Source organism: Streptomyces sp. NPDC001770 (assembly GCF_053596135.1).
This window is the reverse complement of the sequence record NZ_JBSFFN010000038.1, coordinates 46,791-61,573: the sequence shown is the minus strand read 5'-3', so window position 1 is coordinate 61,573 and position 14,783 is coordinate 46,791. Positions and strand designations below refer to the sequence as shown.

At 73.7% G+C, this 14,783-nt stretch carries 12 protein-coding genes; 7 read left to right on the top strand and 5 right to left on the bottom strand.

Translation table 11 applies throughout. The features are described from left to right. Nucleotides 1-93 precede the first annotated feature (93 nt). On the bottom strand, nt 94-714 hold the full coding sequence (locus tag ACWCSV_RS28570) for an L-threonylcarbamoyladenylate synthase (protein WP_450778401.1): 621 nt from the start codon (nt 712-714) through the stop codon (nt 94-96). A 97-nt stretch (nt 715-811) separates the two neighbouring features. Between ACWCSV_RS28570 and ACWCSV_RS28565 the strand changes: the two genes are divergently transcribed. From ACWCSV_RS28565 to ACWCSV_RS28555, 3 genes are all read left to right on the top strand, one after another. Next, nucleotides 812-1,129 (top strand): cupin, encoded by a 318-nt coding sequence (locus tag ACWCSV_RS28565; RefSeq protein ID WP_451147057.1) that lies wholly within the window; start codon nt 812-814, stop codon nt 1,127-1,129. Between the two features lie 178 nt (nt 1,130-1,307). After that, entirely contained in the window at nt 1,308-2,270 is a 963-nt protein-coding gene (locus ACWCSV_RS28560) for a YihY/virulence factor BrkB family protein (RefSeq protein ID WP_451147055.1), read from the top strand. 86 nt (nt 2,271-2,356) lie between these two features. After that, on the top strand, nt 2,357-2,989 hold the full coding sequence (locus ACWCSV_RS28555; protein ID WP_451147053.1) for a GNAT family N-acetyltransferase: 633 nt from the start codon (nt 2,357-2,359) through the stop codon (nt 2,987-2,989). A 43-nt stretch (nt 2,990-3,032) separates the two neighbouring features. Here ACWCSV_RS28555 and ACWCSV_RS28550 read toward each other — a convergent pair whose 3' ends face one another. Continuing rightward, nucleotides 3,033-3,890: a M12 family metallo-peptidase gene (locus tag ACWCSV_RS28550; protein WP_451147051.1), complete on the bottom strand. Its 858-nt coding sequence runs from the start codon at nt 3,888-3,890 to the stop codon at nt 3,033-3,035. A 251-nt stretch (nt 3,891-4,141) separates the two neighbouring features. On the opposite strand from ACWCSV_RS28550, the gene ACWCSV_RS28545 reads away from it, so the two are divergent. Next, nucleotides 4,142-5,023, top strand: coding sequence for an ABC transporter substrate-binding protein (locus ACWCSV_RS28545; protein ID WP_451147049.1), 882 nt, complete (start codon nt 4,142-4,144; stop codon nt 5,021-5,023). A gap of 74 nt (nt 5,024-5,097) precedes the next feature. Here ACWCSV_RS28545 and ACWCSV_RS28540 read toward each other — a convergent pair whose 3' ends face one another. Both ACWCSV_RS28540 and ACWCSV_RS28535 read right to left on the bottom strand, forming a co-directional pair. Beyond that, the gene (locus ACWCSV_RS28540; protein WP_451147047.1) at nt 5,098-8,421 is read right to left on the bottom strand and encodes a LamG-like jellyroll fold domain-containing protein; all 3,324 of its coding nucleotides are present in this window, start codon (nt 8,419-8,421) and stop codon (nt 5,098-5,100) included. After that, the gene (locus tag ACWCSV_RS28535; RefSeq protein WP_451147045.1) at nt 8,418-10,628 is read right to left on the bottom strand and encodes an alkaline phosphatase family protein; all 2,211 of its coding nucleotides are present in this window, start codon (nt 10,626-10,628) and stop codon (nt 8,418-8,420) included. Before ACWCSV_RS28535 ends, ACWCSV_RS28540 begins: the two co-directional genes overlap by 4 nt. A 416-nt stretch (nt 10,629-11,044) precedes the next feature. Between ACWCSV_RS28535 and ACWCSV_RS28530 the strand changes: the two genes are divergently transcribed. The 3 genes from ACWCSV_RS28530 (at nt 11,045) to ACWCSV_RS28520 (ending at nt 13,923) form a co-directional block, all read left to right on the top strand. Further along, nucleotides 11,045-11,308 carry a type B 50S ribosomal protein L31 gene (locus ACWCSV_RS28530; RefSeq protein ID WP_451147043.1) on the top strand — a complete coding sequence of 88 codons (264 nt, stop codon included), beginning with the start codon at nt 11,045-11,047 and terminating at the stop codon, nt 11,306-11,308. A gap of 226 nt (nt 11,309-11,534) precedes the next feature. Further along, nucleotides 11,535-12,608 (top strand): beta-ketoacyl-ACP synthase 3, encoded by a 1,074-nt coding sequence (locus tag ACWCSV_RS28525; RefSeq protein ID WP_451147041.1) that lies wholly within the window; start codon nt 11,535-11,537, stop codon nt 12,606-12,608. Further along, nucleotides 12,592-13,923, top strand: coding sequence for a beta-ketoacyl-[acyl-carrier-protein] synthase family protein (locus ACWCSV_RS28520; protein ID WP_451147039.1), 1,332 nt, complete (start codon nt 12,592-12,594; stop codon nt 13,921-13,923). Before ACWCSV_RS28525 ends, ACWCSV_RS28520 begins: the two co-directional genes overlap by 17 nt. A gap of 34 nt (nt 13,924-13,957) precedes the next feature. Here the strand turns inward: ACWCSV_RS28520 and ACWCSV_RS28515 are convergent, their stop codons facing one another. Beyond that, nucleotides 13,958-14,452, bottom strand: a complete 495-nt coding sequence (locus ACWCSV_RS28515; protein WP_451147037.1) for a pyridoxamine 5'-phosphate oxidase family protein — start codon at nt 14,450-14,452, stop codon at nt 13,958-13,960. Nucleotides 14,453-14,783: the final 331 nt, after the last annotated feature.

Sequence of the window (14,783 nt, the reverse complement as noted above, 5' to 3'; positions counted from 1 at the left end):
TCACGTCGGGCCCGTGCCGTGCACACGAGCCCGTACGGCAGCCTCCACGACACGAGCGGGTACGGGCCCACGCGACGGACGACGCGGAGAGACTCACTCGAACCGGGTCGTGTCTCCCGCCCCCTTGCGCACGACCGTGACCTCTCCGTCCGAGAAGTCGATGACCGTGGTCGGTTCCGTCCCGCAGTCGCCGGAGTCCACCACCGCGTCCACCTCGTGGTCGAGCCGCTCCTTGATCTCCCACCCCTGCGTCAGCGGCTCCTCCTCGTCGGGAAGCAGCAGCGTGCTGGAGAGCAGCGGTTCACCGAGCTCGCTCAGCAGGGCCTGGACCACGGCATGGTCGGGGATGCGGACGCCCACGGTCTTCTTCTTCGGGTGCAGCAGCTGGCGCGGCACCTCCTTCGTCGCGGGCAGGATGAAGGTGTAGCTGCCGGGCGTCGCCGCCTTGATCGCGCGGAAGACGTCGTTGTCGATCTGGACGAACTGGCCCAGCTGGGCGAAGTTCTCGCACACCAGGGTGAAGTGGTGGCGGTCGTCGAGATGCCGGATCGACCGGATGCGGTTGATCCCCTCCCGGCTGCCCAGCCGGCACCCGAGGGCGTAGCAGGAGTCCGTGGGGTACGCGACCAGGGCGTCCGAACGGATGAGATCGGCCACCGTGCTGATCGTGCGTCGCTGAGGGTTCTCGGGATGCACGTCGAAATACTTAGCCATCCGCCGAGTCTACGGGGTGGGCCCGACCGCCCCGGCGAGGCTCGTTGTACGCCACGCTCCGGCGGCGGGCCCGCGGGCGCTGCGGCAGAGTGGCGGTATGAACGACCTCAACGCCCTCGCGGACGAGCACCTCGCCGCGGCGCGCAGCTCCCCCCACGGGCGCAGCGCGCACCGCCTGCTCCAGCAGCCTCCGCTGCGCCAGACGGTGATCGCCCTCACCTCCGGCTCCGCGCTGGACGAGCACAACGCTCCGCTCGCCGCCTCCCTCCTGGTGCTCCGCGGTGCGGTCCGCATCACCGCGCCCTCCGGCGACGTGGAGCTGATGGCCGGCGGTCTGGGGCCGATCCCCAGGGAGCGGCACGGGCTGCTGGCGCTGGAGGACGCGGTGGTCCTCCTCACGGCCGTCAACGACTGACGGCCGGACGGCTGCCCCGCGTCGTCGCCCCGGCACCGGCCGGACCGGGGCATCCGGGGTGGCGGTGTACTCCCGCGAAACCGAGGCATGAGACAAAGGACGGCACACGCGGCGTGACCGTGCGACCAGCACGGGCGTCCGGCGTGCCCCATCCCGTCCACGTCCCCCGGAGCGACGCGTGTTCCGCAAGTCCGTTGCCCCTGCCCGCGAGGCGGTCGACGCCCACCCGGCCGACGGCCGCGCCGCCGCCTGGTCCGCCGCGTTGCGACGGACCCCCGTCTCGCTGTGGAACGACGACATATCCGACTGGGCCGCCGCTCAGACGTACTACGCCATCCTCGCCCTGCTGCCCGCCCTGCTGGTCACCGTCTCCGTCATCGGCCTGGCCAGCCCCGACGCCACCGCCGCGCTGATCACGGACATCACGGCCTTCGCCCCGGCGGAGTCCGGTGCGGCCCTGCGCCAGCCGCTGCTGGCCGCCACCGAGCAGCGCGCCGCGGGCTGGGTGCTGGTCGCCACCGGCAGCGTCAGCGCCGTCTGGTCGGCCTCCAGCTACCTCGCGGTCTTCCGCCGCGCCCTGCACGCCATGCACCACGAGCGCGACACCCGTCCGGCGCTGCGCAACGCGCACACCATCGTCGCCTCCGCGATCGGCCTGCTCCTGCTGATGCTGACCAGCGCGTTCGTGCTGGTGCTCACCGGACCGCTCGCCCGCTGGGCGGCCCGCAGGCTCGGGCTCGCCGAGGCGGGACAGGCCCTGTGGTGGTTCCTCAAGTGGCCGGTCCTGCTGGTGCTGGTCACCTGTCTCATCACGGTCCTCTTCCGGACGGGACCGCGCTCGGTGCGCGGCACACGGCAGGGGCTGCCCGGCGGAGTGCTCGCGGCCGTGCTCTGGCTCGTCGCCTCCGCGGGGTTCGCGCTCTACGCCACGCACGTCGCCGCCTACAGCCGGTTGTACGGCTCCCTCGCGGGGCTCGTCGTCTTCCTCATCTGGGTCTGGTTCACCAACCTGGCCCTGCTGGCCGGAGCCCAGTTCAACGTCGAGCTGGCCGCGGAACGGAAGGCCCGGGAAGCGCTGCCGACGGTCCCCTCGCAAGGGGGCGGCGAGGCGGCGGCCGAGGGGGCCGGCGGAGGGGGCTGACCGGGCGGTGCGGGGCGCCGCCCGATCCGTCCCGCGTGCCCGGACGGACCTTGTGGGAGCGCTCCCAAGGTGGCATGCTCCCGGCCATGGGACAGCCCGCGTACATACGCTCCTACCGCCCCGGTGACCGTGCCGCGCTCGCCGGCATCTGTGTCCGGACGGCCGACAACGGCGGTGACTCCCGGCACATCTACGCCGATCAGGAGTTGATGCCCAGCCTGTTCGCCGCGCCGTACGCGTACCTCGAACCCGATCTCGCCTTCGTGCTGGACGACGGCTCGGGACGGGCGGTCGGATACGTGCTGGGCACGGCCGACACCACGGCCTTCGCCACCGCCTTCCGGGAGCGCTGGCTCCCGCTGGTGGCCGGCCGCTTCCCGGCCTCCGACAAGCCGCCCACCACGCCCACCGAGGAGATGATCGCGCTCCTGCACCGCCCCGAGCACATGCTCGGTCCGCAGGTCGCCGCGTACCCGGCCCATCTGCACATCGACCTGCTGCCGCCGTGGCAGCGCAAGGGCCACGGGCGGGAACTGATGCGCACGTTCCTCGACGCGCTGCGGGCCAAGGGGGTCGCCGACGTGTACCTCTCGATGCTGACGGCCAACAAGCCGGCCAGGATCTTCTACGACCGGCTCGGATTCCACGGGATCGACGTGCCCGACCCCGGGCCGCTGACCTACCTCGGCCGGAGCACCGACAGCGCCGGACTCCAGTAGCCGTCCTGGCCGCGCGGCCCGCCGCCGTGTCCGGCGGGTCGCCTCACGGGGCGTCGCGGTACCCGGCGACGACCGGCATCGTCTCCCGCAGTACCCGGGCGCTGTCGTTGGCCGCGTCCCCGAGGCGGCGGCCTTTCCAGGTGCCCCGGGCGCTGGAGAAGCGGCTGATGCGGCGGCAGTGCTCACCGCAGGCAGCGCGGTAGGCCATGATCGTGTAGTACTCGCGGTCCTCGGTGACCCAGCCGGTGTTGTACGGGCGGGTGCTGCTGACCTCCATGGCCCCCTCGGCCCCATCTGCGAGCGTCGTACGGTCGTGGGCCAGACCCAGGTTGTGGCCGATCTCGTGGCTCGCCGAGTCGAGCGCGATGCCCTGGACGTCCACGACCGCGTAGGCGTACGCGTCCGAGTCGGCGGTGAGCCGGGGGGTGTAGTCCCCCGTGCCGCCGCCCCGTCCGGACGCGTCCACCACGAGCGTCACCAGGTCCGCCCCGTGCCGGTCGCGGCGCTGCCGCGCGGTCGGCCCGAGTGCGGGATCGGTGCCCTCGCGGAGCCCTTCGTACGCCGCGTCGAACTCGTCGGAGCCCTCGTACCCCTTCGCCGTGTACGGGTGCACGATCCGGATGGAGCCGCAGACCCCGCTCGCGAGCAGGGACTCGTTCATCCGCGTGGCGATCTCCTGCGCCGACACCGGCACCCGGTGCACACCGCCGACCGCCGCCGCTGCCTTCGGCGTGTACACGGTGAGTACGTCGACCACCGGGCAGGAGGCGGTCGGCCGTCCGGTCACCTCGCGAGGGCTGTCCGGCGCGGTCCCGGGGGCCGTTCCGCGCGCGGAAGGGGCGAGGCCGAGCGCGGCGACGAGGGGCAGGGCCAGGGCTGCCTTGAGAGCGGTCGCGGGCATGGGCGCATTCTTCCGTCCGGGGCGGGGCGTGCCGGTCGCAAGGAGTGTTTCTTGATCGAAGCAGGGCGAAACCGGGTTTCCGCCCGCGTGAAGAAGCGCGAGGCGGCTTCCCCGTCGGCACCGGAGCGCCCCCGCGGGGGTCGCGACGCCGGTCCGGGGCCGAGGGGTGCGGCGGCGAGGAGTTGGGCAGGTACATCTGTGCGAAGGGGGCCGGTGGCCGGCGGAAGAGCACGCATCAAGGGGTGGGGAACGTGACGGAACAGAGCGGGTGGCGCTTCTCGGACGACCGGGGCCGGGTGTCCCGGGCCGAGCGGACCCCTTCGCGGGTGCTGGCGTACGTCCAGGCGGGCGCCACCCTCTGGGACCTGGGCGTCCGGTCCCGCGGCGTCTTCGGCTCGGGCCACGACGGCGCCGGGATCGACCCGGCGAAGAGCGGGGAACTCCCGGTGGACGAGGTGGCCTACCTGGGCGCGGGTACCGCGCTCGACGTGGACACCCTGCTGCGCGACGCGCCCGACCTGGTGGTGGCCGTCAGCTACGGCGGCGGCCAGGTGTACGGACTCGGCCCGGACACCGCCAAGCACCTGGAGGAGCAGGTCCCGGTCGTCGTGATCGACGTCGGACAGTCGCGCACGCTGGCCGGGACGTCCGACCGCTTCGCCGAGCTGGCGCGCTCGCTGGGCGCGGACGAACTCCCCCGGGCGGACGAGGAGCTGGAGGCCGCCCGGGCCCGGCTGCGCGCCTCCGTATCCGCCGGCGCGGTCCGGGTGGTGGCGCTCTCCCCGGCCGACCTGGACCAGGCGTACGTCGCCCGCCCCGCCCAGTGGCCCGAGCTGGCGGCCCTGGACGAACTGGGCGTCGGCCTCGTCGACCCGCCCGCGGGCCCCGGCGTCAACTGGCACACGGCCCCTTGGGCGGAGGTGGCCGCCCTCGCGCCGCACGTGCTGCTGACGGACGTACGCGTCAACGCGGCGCCCCTGGAAAGCCTCCGCGCCCAGCCGGAGTGGGCCGAGCTGCTCGACGCCGGAACGCTCGTCGTGCCGTGGAACCCGGAACCCCTGTGCAGCCCGCACGCGCACGCCCGCTTCCTCTCGACGGTCGCCGACGCGCTGGAGTCCGTACACGAGGGCTGAGGGCGGCCCGGGGGGAGACGCCGGAGCCCGGCCCTGGCGGGCCGGGCTCCGGCATTCACGTGGTTGACGCGCTGTCAATGAATTTTTGACCAGAGCCCGTTCGGGTCTCCCGGGGCCTGGTTGCGGGTGTACCACTTCGCCCGGTACACCGTTCCCCGGTAGACCGCCACGTCGTCCGTTCGGAAGATCCTGGACGGAGTCCAGACGGCGGTGCCGTCCTCGGTGGCGCCGATCTCCTGCCAGGGGCCGTACGGGTCGCCGGGGGTCTGGTTCCGGGTCCACCAGGACGCCTGGTAGAGGGCGCCGCGGAAGGTGACGGTGGAACCGGTTTCGTAGGTCCCGTCGGGGTTCCAGACGGTGGGCGGGGCGCCGGCGATCTCGACGGTGGCGGGCAGGGTGGTGGTGAAGCCCCACGCGTCGGTGGCGGTCACGGTGACCGGATAGCGGCCGGGCGTCAGGGTTCTGACGGCCGTCAGGTCGACGCGGACCGTGCCCGGGACGTCGAGGACCGGTTGCAGCGCCGCCAGTACGGCGGGCTCGTCCACGGTGTCGCCGACGGTGAAGGCGGCGGTCGTGGCGGACAGGACCAGGCCGGGCAGCGGCGCGACGCGCACGGTCTCCGCCACCGGGTCCGAGGTGGAGCGGCCGTGCACGGCGGTGATCAGGGCGGTGTACCAGCCGGGCGTGCCGAAATCGACGCCGGAGAGGTCGGCCCTCAGTACCGCGTCGGCCGGATCGGCGGCGGCGTGCACATCGGCGAGGAACGCGGCGGCGTCCGCGGGCCCGTGGCCGGCCTGGTAGGCGACGGTCCGGTCGGCCACCGAGACGGCCGGAGGCTCCGGGAGGGGGGCCGTGGCGCTTTCGCCGAGGGTGAAGGTCGTGACGGCGGCGGCGTGGTCGGAGGCCCAGGAGTTGCCGGCCACGTCGTCCTCGGAGGGCCAGCCGACGGTCAGCGCGTGCGCCTCGTCGACGTGCAGGGCGTCACCCGAGTACCAGACGTAGTCGACGCGGTCCTGCGGCTCCTCCTTCCCGTCGGGGCCGGTGGAGACGACCGGGGACCAGGTGTCTCCCGGGTCGGTCTCCGGGTCGGGCGCGGCGACGCGGAACGAGTCGGTCAGACCGATACCGGCGAAGACGTCCGGAACCGGCCAGTCCACGGCGCCGGCACCGCAGTGCGAGCCGCTGGTGTGGTCCGTCCAGTCGGCGGACGAGGGCGAGGCCAGGTCGCCGAGGAGCAGCACCGGGGCGTCCCCGGAGACGTCGGCCGCCATCTTCTGGGCCACGGCGCGGGCCTGGGCGTAACGCGTGGTGGTCCGCTCGTGCGCCGCGAGGTCGGTGGCCCCGTCGAAGCAGGCGCGGTAGGGGCCGTAGTCGGCCTCGTCGAGGCGCGCGTTCCAGACCCGTACCGGAGTACCCGCCACGTCCAGGGTGACGGCCGCGGCCGGGGCGGCGTCGGTCGGGGCGACCCGGTCCGCGTCGCCGATCGGGTAGGCGGAGACGATGCCCAGATCGCCGGAGGCGTAGACGTTCCAGCCGAGTGCGGCGCCGACCTCGCGGGCCATCGCCGCGCCGCCGTCCTGGAACCCGGCCAGGGTGATGCCCTGGGTGGCGATCACGGCGACGTTCTTGGCCACCGCGTCGGTGACGTGGCTGCCGCCGTCCCAGGCGTTCCACGACGCGCTCTGCAACTGCGGGGCCGCGCCGGCCGCCGCGACCGGGACCTGGAGGAGGATGCGGGCCGTTGTCGTGCCGTCGGTGGCCTCGACGGTGAGCGCGCCCTCGTCCTGCGGGACCTCGGCGGGCACGGCGCCGGTGACGACGCCGTCGGCGCTCACGTCCAGCCAGGGGTCACCGGAGACCTTGCGGAACGCCACCCCGGCCCCGCCCGGCCGCGTCCAGCCCGCCTGCCACAGGCCGGCGAGCGGCCGGCGGACGGCGGAGGAGACGGGCGCGGCGGGCAGCCGGAACATGTCGGTCATGAAGCCGGTGGTGGACAGCGGGCCCAGCTTGGTGACCCGGAGGTCGTCGAAGGAGACCGTCGCGGAGTCCAGGACCAGGCCAACCACCCCCGTGGCGGTGCGGGGGAGCGTCACCCCCGCGAGGACGAGCCGGTCGTCGACAAGGAAATCGGCGGTCGTGCCGTGCACCTCCAGCGCGAGGCGCGCCTCGGTGCCGGTGCCCAGGCCGGTGCCGGAGGGCGCACCGGCGAGGGCCGTGACCGCGGTGGGCGACTGGACGAAGGCACGGACGCCGTCGGCCGCCGTGGTGCCGCTGCGGACCGCGAACGCCGGGTAGGGGCGAACCCCGTTGGCGGGAGTGTCCGCGATCAGCGCGAACCACGGGTCGTCCGGCCGCAGCACCCCGTCGAAGCGGGCCGTGGCCTCGAAGAGGTAGTCGTCCAGGTGCGGCCCGAAGGTCAGCACCGGCTGGTCCCCGGCGACCGGTGAACGGCCGGTGAGCCGTCCGCCGGCCACCGTCCAGGGCTCCGATCCGGTGGCCCGGTTCCAGCAGGCGGCCGGATCGGGCCCGGAGAAGTCCTCGTCCAGGACGACCGTGCCGGCCGGGGCGTCGGCGGCGTCGGCGACTCCGTCCTGGTACGCGGTGCAGTCGGGCGCTCCGGAGGGCGGGGCGCTGTTCCGCTCGGAGAAGGCGGCGACCTGACCGGCCGTGAGCGCGCGGCCCCACACGTCGGCGGTGGCGATGCTGACGGGCGCGGGGGACTCGATGCCCCCGGCAGCAGCCGAGTCGGCGCCCAGCGTCCAGTTCTGCGCGCCGGACGCGGGGGCGGTGAGCGCGCCCGCCGCCGCCGCGGCCGAGGCGAGCACTCCGTCCACGTACAGCTTGACGTCCTGGCCGTCCCAGGTCGCCACCGCGTCGTACCAGCGGCCGGCGACGATCGGGGCGCGGGTGTACGTGTAGCCGCCGACGTTCACCGAGAAGGCCAGCCGGCCGCTGTCGATCTGGAGATCGGCCCCGCCGGACTGGGCGTTCGAGCAGATCGCCTTCTGCCCGGTGGCCGGGACCGTCGCACCGTTCCAGCGGAAGCGGCACCCGACGGAGAAGCCGCCGGTGAGCTTGGACCACTGGCCGGCGAACGGATAGGTGTACGCGTCCGAGGTGCCGTCGAAGGTGGCCACCGGCTTTCCGGCGCCCGGGTCCCTGGTGATCTGCGGTACGCCCTTGACGGCGGGCGCGAGCCCCTGAGCGTGGTCGGCGGGGGTGCGCTCCGCGAAGTCGACGGCGAGGACGTCCGGGGCGGGCACGTCCGTGGCCGCCGTCGCGGCGGCGTGCGGGGCGGGCGCTGCCGCTCCCGCCGGCCCCGCGAGCAGGGTGGTGGAGGTGAGCAGCAGGACCAGCGCGGCCAGTCGGGCCGCGTGGTGGCGGGTACGCGGTCTCATGCTCCCGCCCCCCGGACCGTCGCCACGCGGCCGGCGTACCGCTGGGTCCAGCCGGTGCCGGTGTCGGCGGTGATGACGACGTCGTAGTAGCCGAGCCGCGTCGGCCATCCGACGGTGGTGGCGGCCCCGCCGGCGACGCTGTAGCTCTGGGTGCCGCCGAGGTAGTCGTGGGCGGTGAGGGTGTAGCGGACCGGCTGGGCGCCGTCGTTGCGCAGGGTGAGGCGGACCTCGGCCTCCGTGCCGGGGACCAGCTCGGCTTCGACGCGTGGTACCGCGATGTTCTTCTGGGCCGCGGGGACGAGCCGGCCGGCGAAGGAGCGCACGAAACCGTCGGGGCCGTACACGGAGAAGGCGTACTTCCCGTCCGTCTTCCTCGCGTCCCAGGTGTGCAGGCGCGGCGCCGGGGCGGAGACCGTGTACGGGGTGTTGGTGAACGGCAGGTACCTGTCGGGGAAGACCTGGAGGCTGACCGCCTTGCCGTCCGGGCCGCCGGACAACGTCATGGTGGCGGTCACCGTGCCCGCCGAGCGGTTCTCGGTGAGCGTGGCGTGCGGATGGAAGGAGAGCCCTCGCGGTTTCATCCCGTCCGGGGACATCGGCGGGGGCGTGCCGTTCACCGGGTCGGCGATGTCGGCGGGACCGGGCTGCGGGTGGGCGAAGTCGATGGCGCTGGTCAGGTCGCCGGAGACGGCGCGCCGCCAGTCGGTGATGTTCGGGCAGGTGAAGGGCTTGCCGAGGTGGGCGGCCCAGGTCTCCAGGAACTTCACGGTCGAGGTGTGGTCGAAGACCTCGGAGGCGACGTATCCGCCGCGTGTCCACGGTGAGACCAGCAGCATCGGCACCCGCGGCCCGAACCCGTACGGTGTGGTGCCGGAGAACTCGCCGGGCGTGCCCGCCTCGGGGCGCGGCGGCAGGACGTGGTCGAACTTCCCGTCGTTCTCGTCGTAGGTGATGACCACCAGGGTGTGGTCCCAGACGGCGGGGTTGCTCTGGAGGGTGCGGAGCACCTTGTCCATGTAGCGCTCGCCGTGCACGGTGTCGAAGTTGGGGTGCTCGCTCCACGCGGCCGGCATCACCACCCACGAGACCTCCGGCAGCGGGTGCTCCGCGCCGGGCTCGCAGGCGGCGGCGAGATCGCGCAGGACCGCGTCGAGGTTCGCGTCGGAGTCGTCGTCGGGGGTGGTGGCCCCGGAGTAGAGGAAGGAGTTGGCCTTCCAGATCCTGCCGGTGCCCGGCTCCAGGTCCTCGGGGCCGGCCGAGCGGGGGTCGAAGGCCCGGAAGCTGTTGGTGACGTTGCAGCCGTAGTCGCCGACGAAGCCGCTCTGCAGGGCGCCTTTGAGGCCGTTGCCGCTGTTGTCGCTGTAGACCCGCCAGTCGATGCCGGCCCGCTGGAGCTGCTCGGGCACCGTCAGCCAGTCGCGGCTGTAGTCGTTCTGCCCGGCGTTGGAGGTCTCGCCGTGCGAGGTACCGGTCATCAGGTAGTAGCGGTTGGGGATGGTCGGGCCGTGCAGCGAGCAGAAGTTCATGTCGCAGACGGTGTACTGGCTCGCCAGCGAGTACATCCACGGCATGTGGCCGGGGGTGTAGTAGCGCATGCAGCTCGCGCCCTTGTCCTGCACCCAGGTGTTCCAGCGGCCCTCGTTCGCGCCGTAGAAGTTGTGGTTGTCGCCCCAGGTGGCGGTGGAGGCGGACGGCGCGACGACCGTTCCGTCCGCGGCCCGCTGCTGGAAGACGCTCGTGCCGTCCTGGAAGGTCAGCGCCTGCTTGTCGTCGTGCCCGCGCACGCCGGGGAGCTGGCCGAGGTAGTGGTCGAAGGAGCGGTTCTCCTGCATCAGGATCACCACGTGCCTGAGGTCCGAGATGTCGCCGTTGTAGCCCTGGGGCAGGACGTACTCGGCCGCCTCGGCGGTGGGCGCCGCGGCCGCCCCGGCGGCGGAGCCGGTGGCGAGCGCGCCGAGCGCGACGGCGGCACCGCGCAGCATCAGCCGCCGGGAGAGGTGGAGTTCGGCGGCCGGCGCGGCGACCGCGGGGGAGTCCGCGTTCTCGGCCGCGTTCCCGGGCTCGCCTTCCGTGGATTCCCGCGCCGTGGATTCCCGCGCCGCGAACTCCCTTTCCGTGAGTGCCCGTACAGCGGACTCCCGCTCCAGGAGTGCCTGTTCCAGCGGTGGGGGAGCGGCGAGCGGCAACTCGGCGGTCGTGAGCGTCATCATGGGCCTCCGGGGGGAGAGGAGTTCGGTCGTGCGCACACGCCATGGGCCCGGCAGTCGCCCGAGCGGGGGCCGGGTCACGAGGTGTGCCCGCGAGAACGTAGCGGCGTGAGATGAACTCCGGGAGACCGCGCGTGGATGACCTGCGCACCGCCTGGGGATGATCTTGGTGCGGGGGGCGTCGGGGGGGCAGGCCCCGCCCGCTCCGGGCCGGTGACCGCGACGCGCCCCGGGACCGTGTGCGCCGGGCGCCCGAACCGTGAACGGCCTGGCCCGCGCCCCGTACGGGCGGTCAGGGATCGCGTCCGGGGGCCGGGCTGGAGAAGGTGGTCGGAACCGCATCCGTCCCACCCGTTCCACCGGAAGGGGAGAGGGCGGGGCCTGCCCATCCGTTCCATCGCCCCCGGGAGCCAGTCATGCAGCAGGACAAGCACCCCGACTACCGGCCCGTCGTGTTCCGCGACCGGTCGGCCGGATACGCCTTCCTCACGCGGTCCACCGCGTCCAGCGAGCAGACCATCGACTGGGACGACGGCCGGAGCTACCCCGTCGTCGACGTCGAGATCTCCGCCGAGAGCCACCCCTTCCATACCGGCCATGCCCGTGTCGTCGATGCGGAGGGACAGGTCGCCAAGTTCGAACGGCGGTACGGAGAGGCGGGAGATGGGGACGGTTCCTGAAGCTCCGTCCCACGCCCGGCCGGGCTGCCCGGGAGTTCCGCGGAGACGACCGGGGCAGGCCGGCGGGGGGAATGGTGACCGAGCCGCACTCCGCCACCTGTTGAGCCGATCTCCACTCGTACAGGTGAACGTCAGTCACCCGTTCGGCGGTGTCGAACGCATCCGCACTGTGTGTTGCGCCGTTCGCATGACAGGGTACGGGCCGATCAGGGGAGCGGGGCGACGGGTGACGAGCGGACGGGCGGCAACGGGCGCCGGTGGCGGCGTACGTACGGCGGTGCTGGAAGGCGTCGCGGGATGGGTGCCGGGAAAGCCGGTGGGCAATGACGCGCTGCCCGCGGCGTGGGGCGTGGACGACGCGTGGGTGCGGCGTCGTACGGGCATCGTGAGCCGGCACCGGGCCGGTCCCGGGCTCTCCACCGGGGATCTCGCGCACGAGGCGGCCCGCCGGCTGGTCGACGGGGCCGCGCCCGGCCGGGTGGACGCGCTGGTGCTCGCTACGGCCACCCCGGACCACCTCTGCCCGGGCACGGCGCCCGCCCTCGCGGCCCGGCTCGGCCTGGGGACGGTCCCCGCCTTCGACATCGCGGCCGTCTGCAGCGGCTTCGTCTACGGACTCGCCGTCTGCCACGGGCTGGTCGCCTCGGGCCTCTACCGCCGGATTCTCCTGGTGGGCGCCGACGTCTACTCCACCTGGCTGGACCCCGGGGACCGGTCGGCCGGAGTGGTCTTCGGCGACGGGGCGGGGGCCGCGCTGGTCGCCGCCGGACACAGCGGCGACGCCGGTGAACTCCTCGCCTTCGACCTGGGCAGCGACGGTACGGGCCACGACCTGATCACCGTGCCGGGCGGCGGCGCCCGCGCCCGCGCCACCGTCGGACCGCCCGCCGAGAAGGACGCCTTCTTCCGGATGCGGGGCAGCACGGTCTACGAACACGCCGTGCTGCGGATGACCGCGTCCTGCCGGACGCTGCTGACCTCGGTGGGCTGGGACCCCGCCGACGTCGACCACTTCGTGCCGCACCAGGCCAACGGCCGCATCATGAGCGCCGTGGCCGAGCGTGTCGGCATCGGGCCGGACCGCTGCGTCACCCATCTGGACCGGGTGGGCAACACCGGCGCCGCCTCCATCCCGCTGGCGCTGGCGGACGCCGAGGAACGGGGGCGCCTCCGTGCGGGGGACCACGTGCTGATCACCGCGTTCGGAGGCGGGCTCACCTGGGGCTCCGCGGCACTCCGCTGGCCGGGGGCCCTGCCGACGACCACGACGGAAGGAACAGAGCATGTCGCAGTCTGCTGACGAAAGCACCAGGGCCACTTCCCGGGACCGGTCCGCCGAGTCGGCGAGAGCGGCCTGCCGCCCCGCGCCACGCGGCGCGCACCACGGAAACCCGGGCGGTGCCGTCGTCGCCGTCACCGGTCTCGGGGTGGTCACCCCGGCCGGAGCGGACGAGCACTCCTTCTGGGCAGGGCTCTGCTCCGGCCGGTCCATGGCCCGCCGCTGCGACGAACTCGCCGGACTGCCCGTCGACTTCGCCTGCCCGGTGGACACCGTCGACCTCGACGGCGCGATCGGCGGACGCTCCGTGTGGCGGATGGCACGGTTCGTGAAACTGGCCCTCGTCGCCGCCCGGCAGGCGGTCTCCGACGCCGGGCACGACCCCGCGCGCTGGGACGGCGGCCGGGTCGGCGTGGTGCTCGGAGTGGGCGTGGGCGGTGTCTCGGTCCTCGTCGACAACGCCCGCAGACTGGCCGACGACGGACCGGACGCCGTGTCACCGTTGCTGGTCCCCATGATGATCCCGAACGCCGCCGCCGGGGAAGTGGCCATCGCGCTCGGCGCCCGCGGTCCGAGTCTCGCCCCCGTCACCGCCTGCGCCTCCGGAGCGACGGCCATCAGCGTCGCCCGCGATCTGCTGGACAGCGGCCAGTGCGACATCGTGGTGGCCGGCGGCTCCGAATCCGTCCTCACCCCCCTCGTCGTCACCGCGTTCGCCCGGATGGGCGCCCTCTCCACCCGGTCCGACGACCCGGCGAGCGCCTCCCGCCCCTTCGCCGCGGACCGGGACGGCTTCGTCATGGGCGAGGGCGCCGCCATGCTCGTACTCGAACGCGAGGGCGATGCACGGGCCAGGGGCGGGCGCACCCGCGCGCTGCTCGTCGGGGCCGGTTCCAGTACGGACGCCTACCACCCCACGGCGCCCGAACCGGACGGCAGGGGTGCGCAACGCGCGGTGGAGGAGGCACTGCGGCAGGCCGGCTGGGCGCGCGGCGACGTCGACCACGTCAACGCCCACGGCACGTCCACCCTGCTCAACGACGCGATGGAGACCGCCCTGATCGGCCGCCTCTTCCCGCACGCGCCCACGGTCACCGCCCCCAAGGGCGTCGTCGGACACACCCTCGCGGCGGCCGGAGCCATCGAGGCCGTCGCCACCGTGCTGACGCTGGAGCACGCGCTCGTACCGCCGATCGCCAACCTCGACTCGGTGACCGACGCGTTCGAGCTCGACTGCGTGGTGAAGGAGCCGCGCGGCCAGCTCGTCGAGACCGCCGTGAGCCACTCCTTCGGCTTCGGCGGCCACAACGTGGCGCTGGCCTTCCAGCGGGCCTGACGGATGGTGAGCGGCGCGCACCGGCAGAGGCGCGTCAGTGCGTCAGTGGGGAACCCGCCTCATTCCAGCCAGGTCCGTCGCGCATGACCACCCGCCCGCGCAGCTCCGGTTCGCCACGCCAGGCGCGTACGGTCCTCGGGACCACGCGTACGTACAGGAAGGAGCCCTCCTCCCCGCGCGGATCCCAGCCGAACTTGTCGGCGAACGCCTCCGCCGCGTCCCGGGGCACCTCGTCGCCGGGGAAGCACTCCGCCTCACCCCGGAGAAGCACCACGTCCGAGGTGTCCGGCAGGGACAGGCGCACGCGCGGTTCCACGCGGACGTTCCGCGCGGTCGCCGACGCGGCGCCGGTGCACATCCACACCGATCGCCCGTCCCACAGGAACCACAGCGGCACCTGGTGCGGCCCATGAACGGGGTGAGCCGTCGACACCCATACGTCCCGCTCGGTGGCGAGCCGCTCCAGCGTGACGCGCACCCGCTCCGCCGTCCCGCGACGGATGTATCCAGCGCTCTCCGTGATCTCCATGAGGGACGACCCTGCCAGGCGCGGACGGAGCACGCCTGGGGCTCAGGACCTACTCCCGGCGGCCGATGGAGCCTCAGCCGCCGCCCCGGAAGGCCGGTTTCACCAGGACGCAGACCTCCGGCCCGCCTGGTGCGGTGTCACATGCTCCCGGTCGCCACCGGGCCCGTCACACGTTCGCGTCGCTCCCGCACGGCCTGACTCCCGGCAGGCCGAATGCCGCCATCCGCTTCTCCTCGTACGAGCAGTCGAGGCCCGACTCCGGTCCCGCATCCTCCAGCGATCCTCTCGGACACGCAACGGCTGATCGCCGGGCCCCGGACCGAGCCCGACG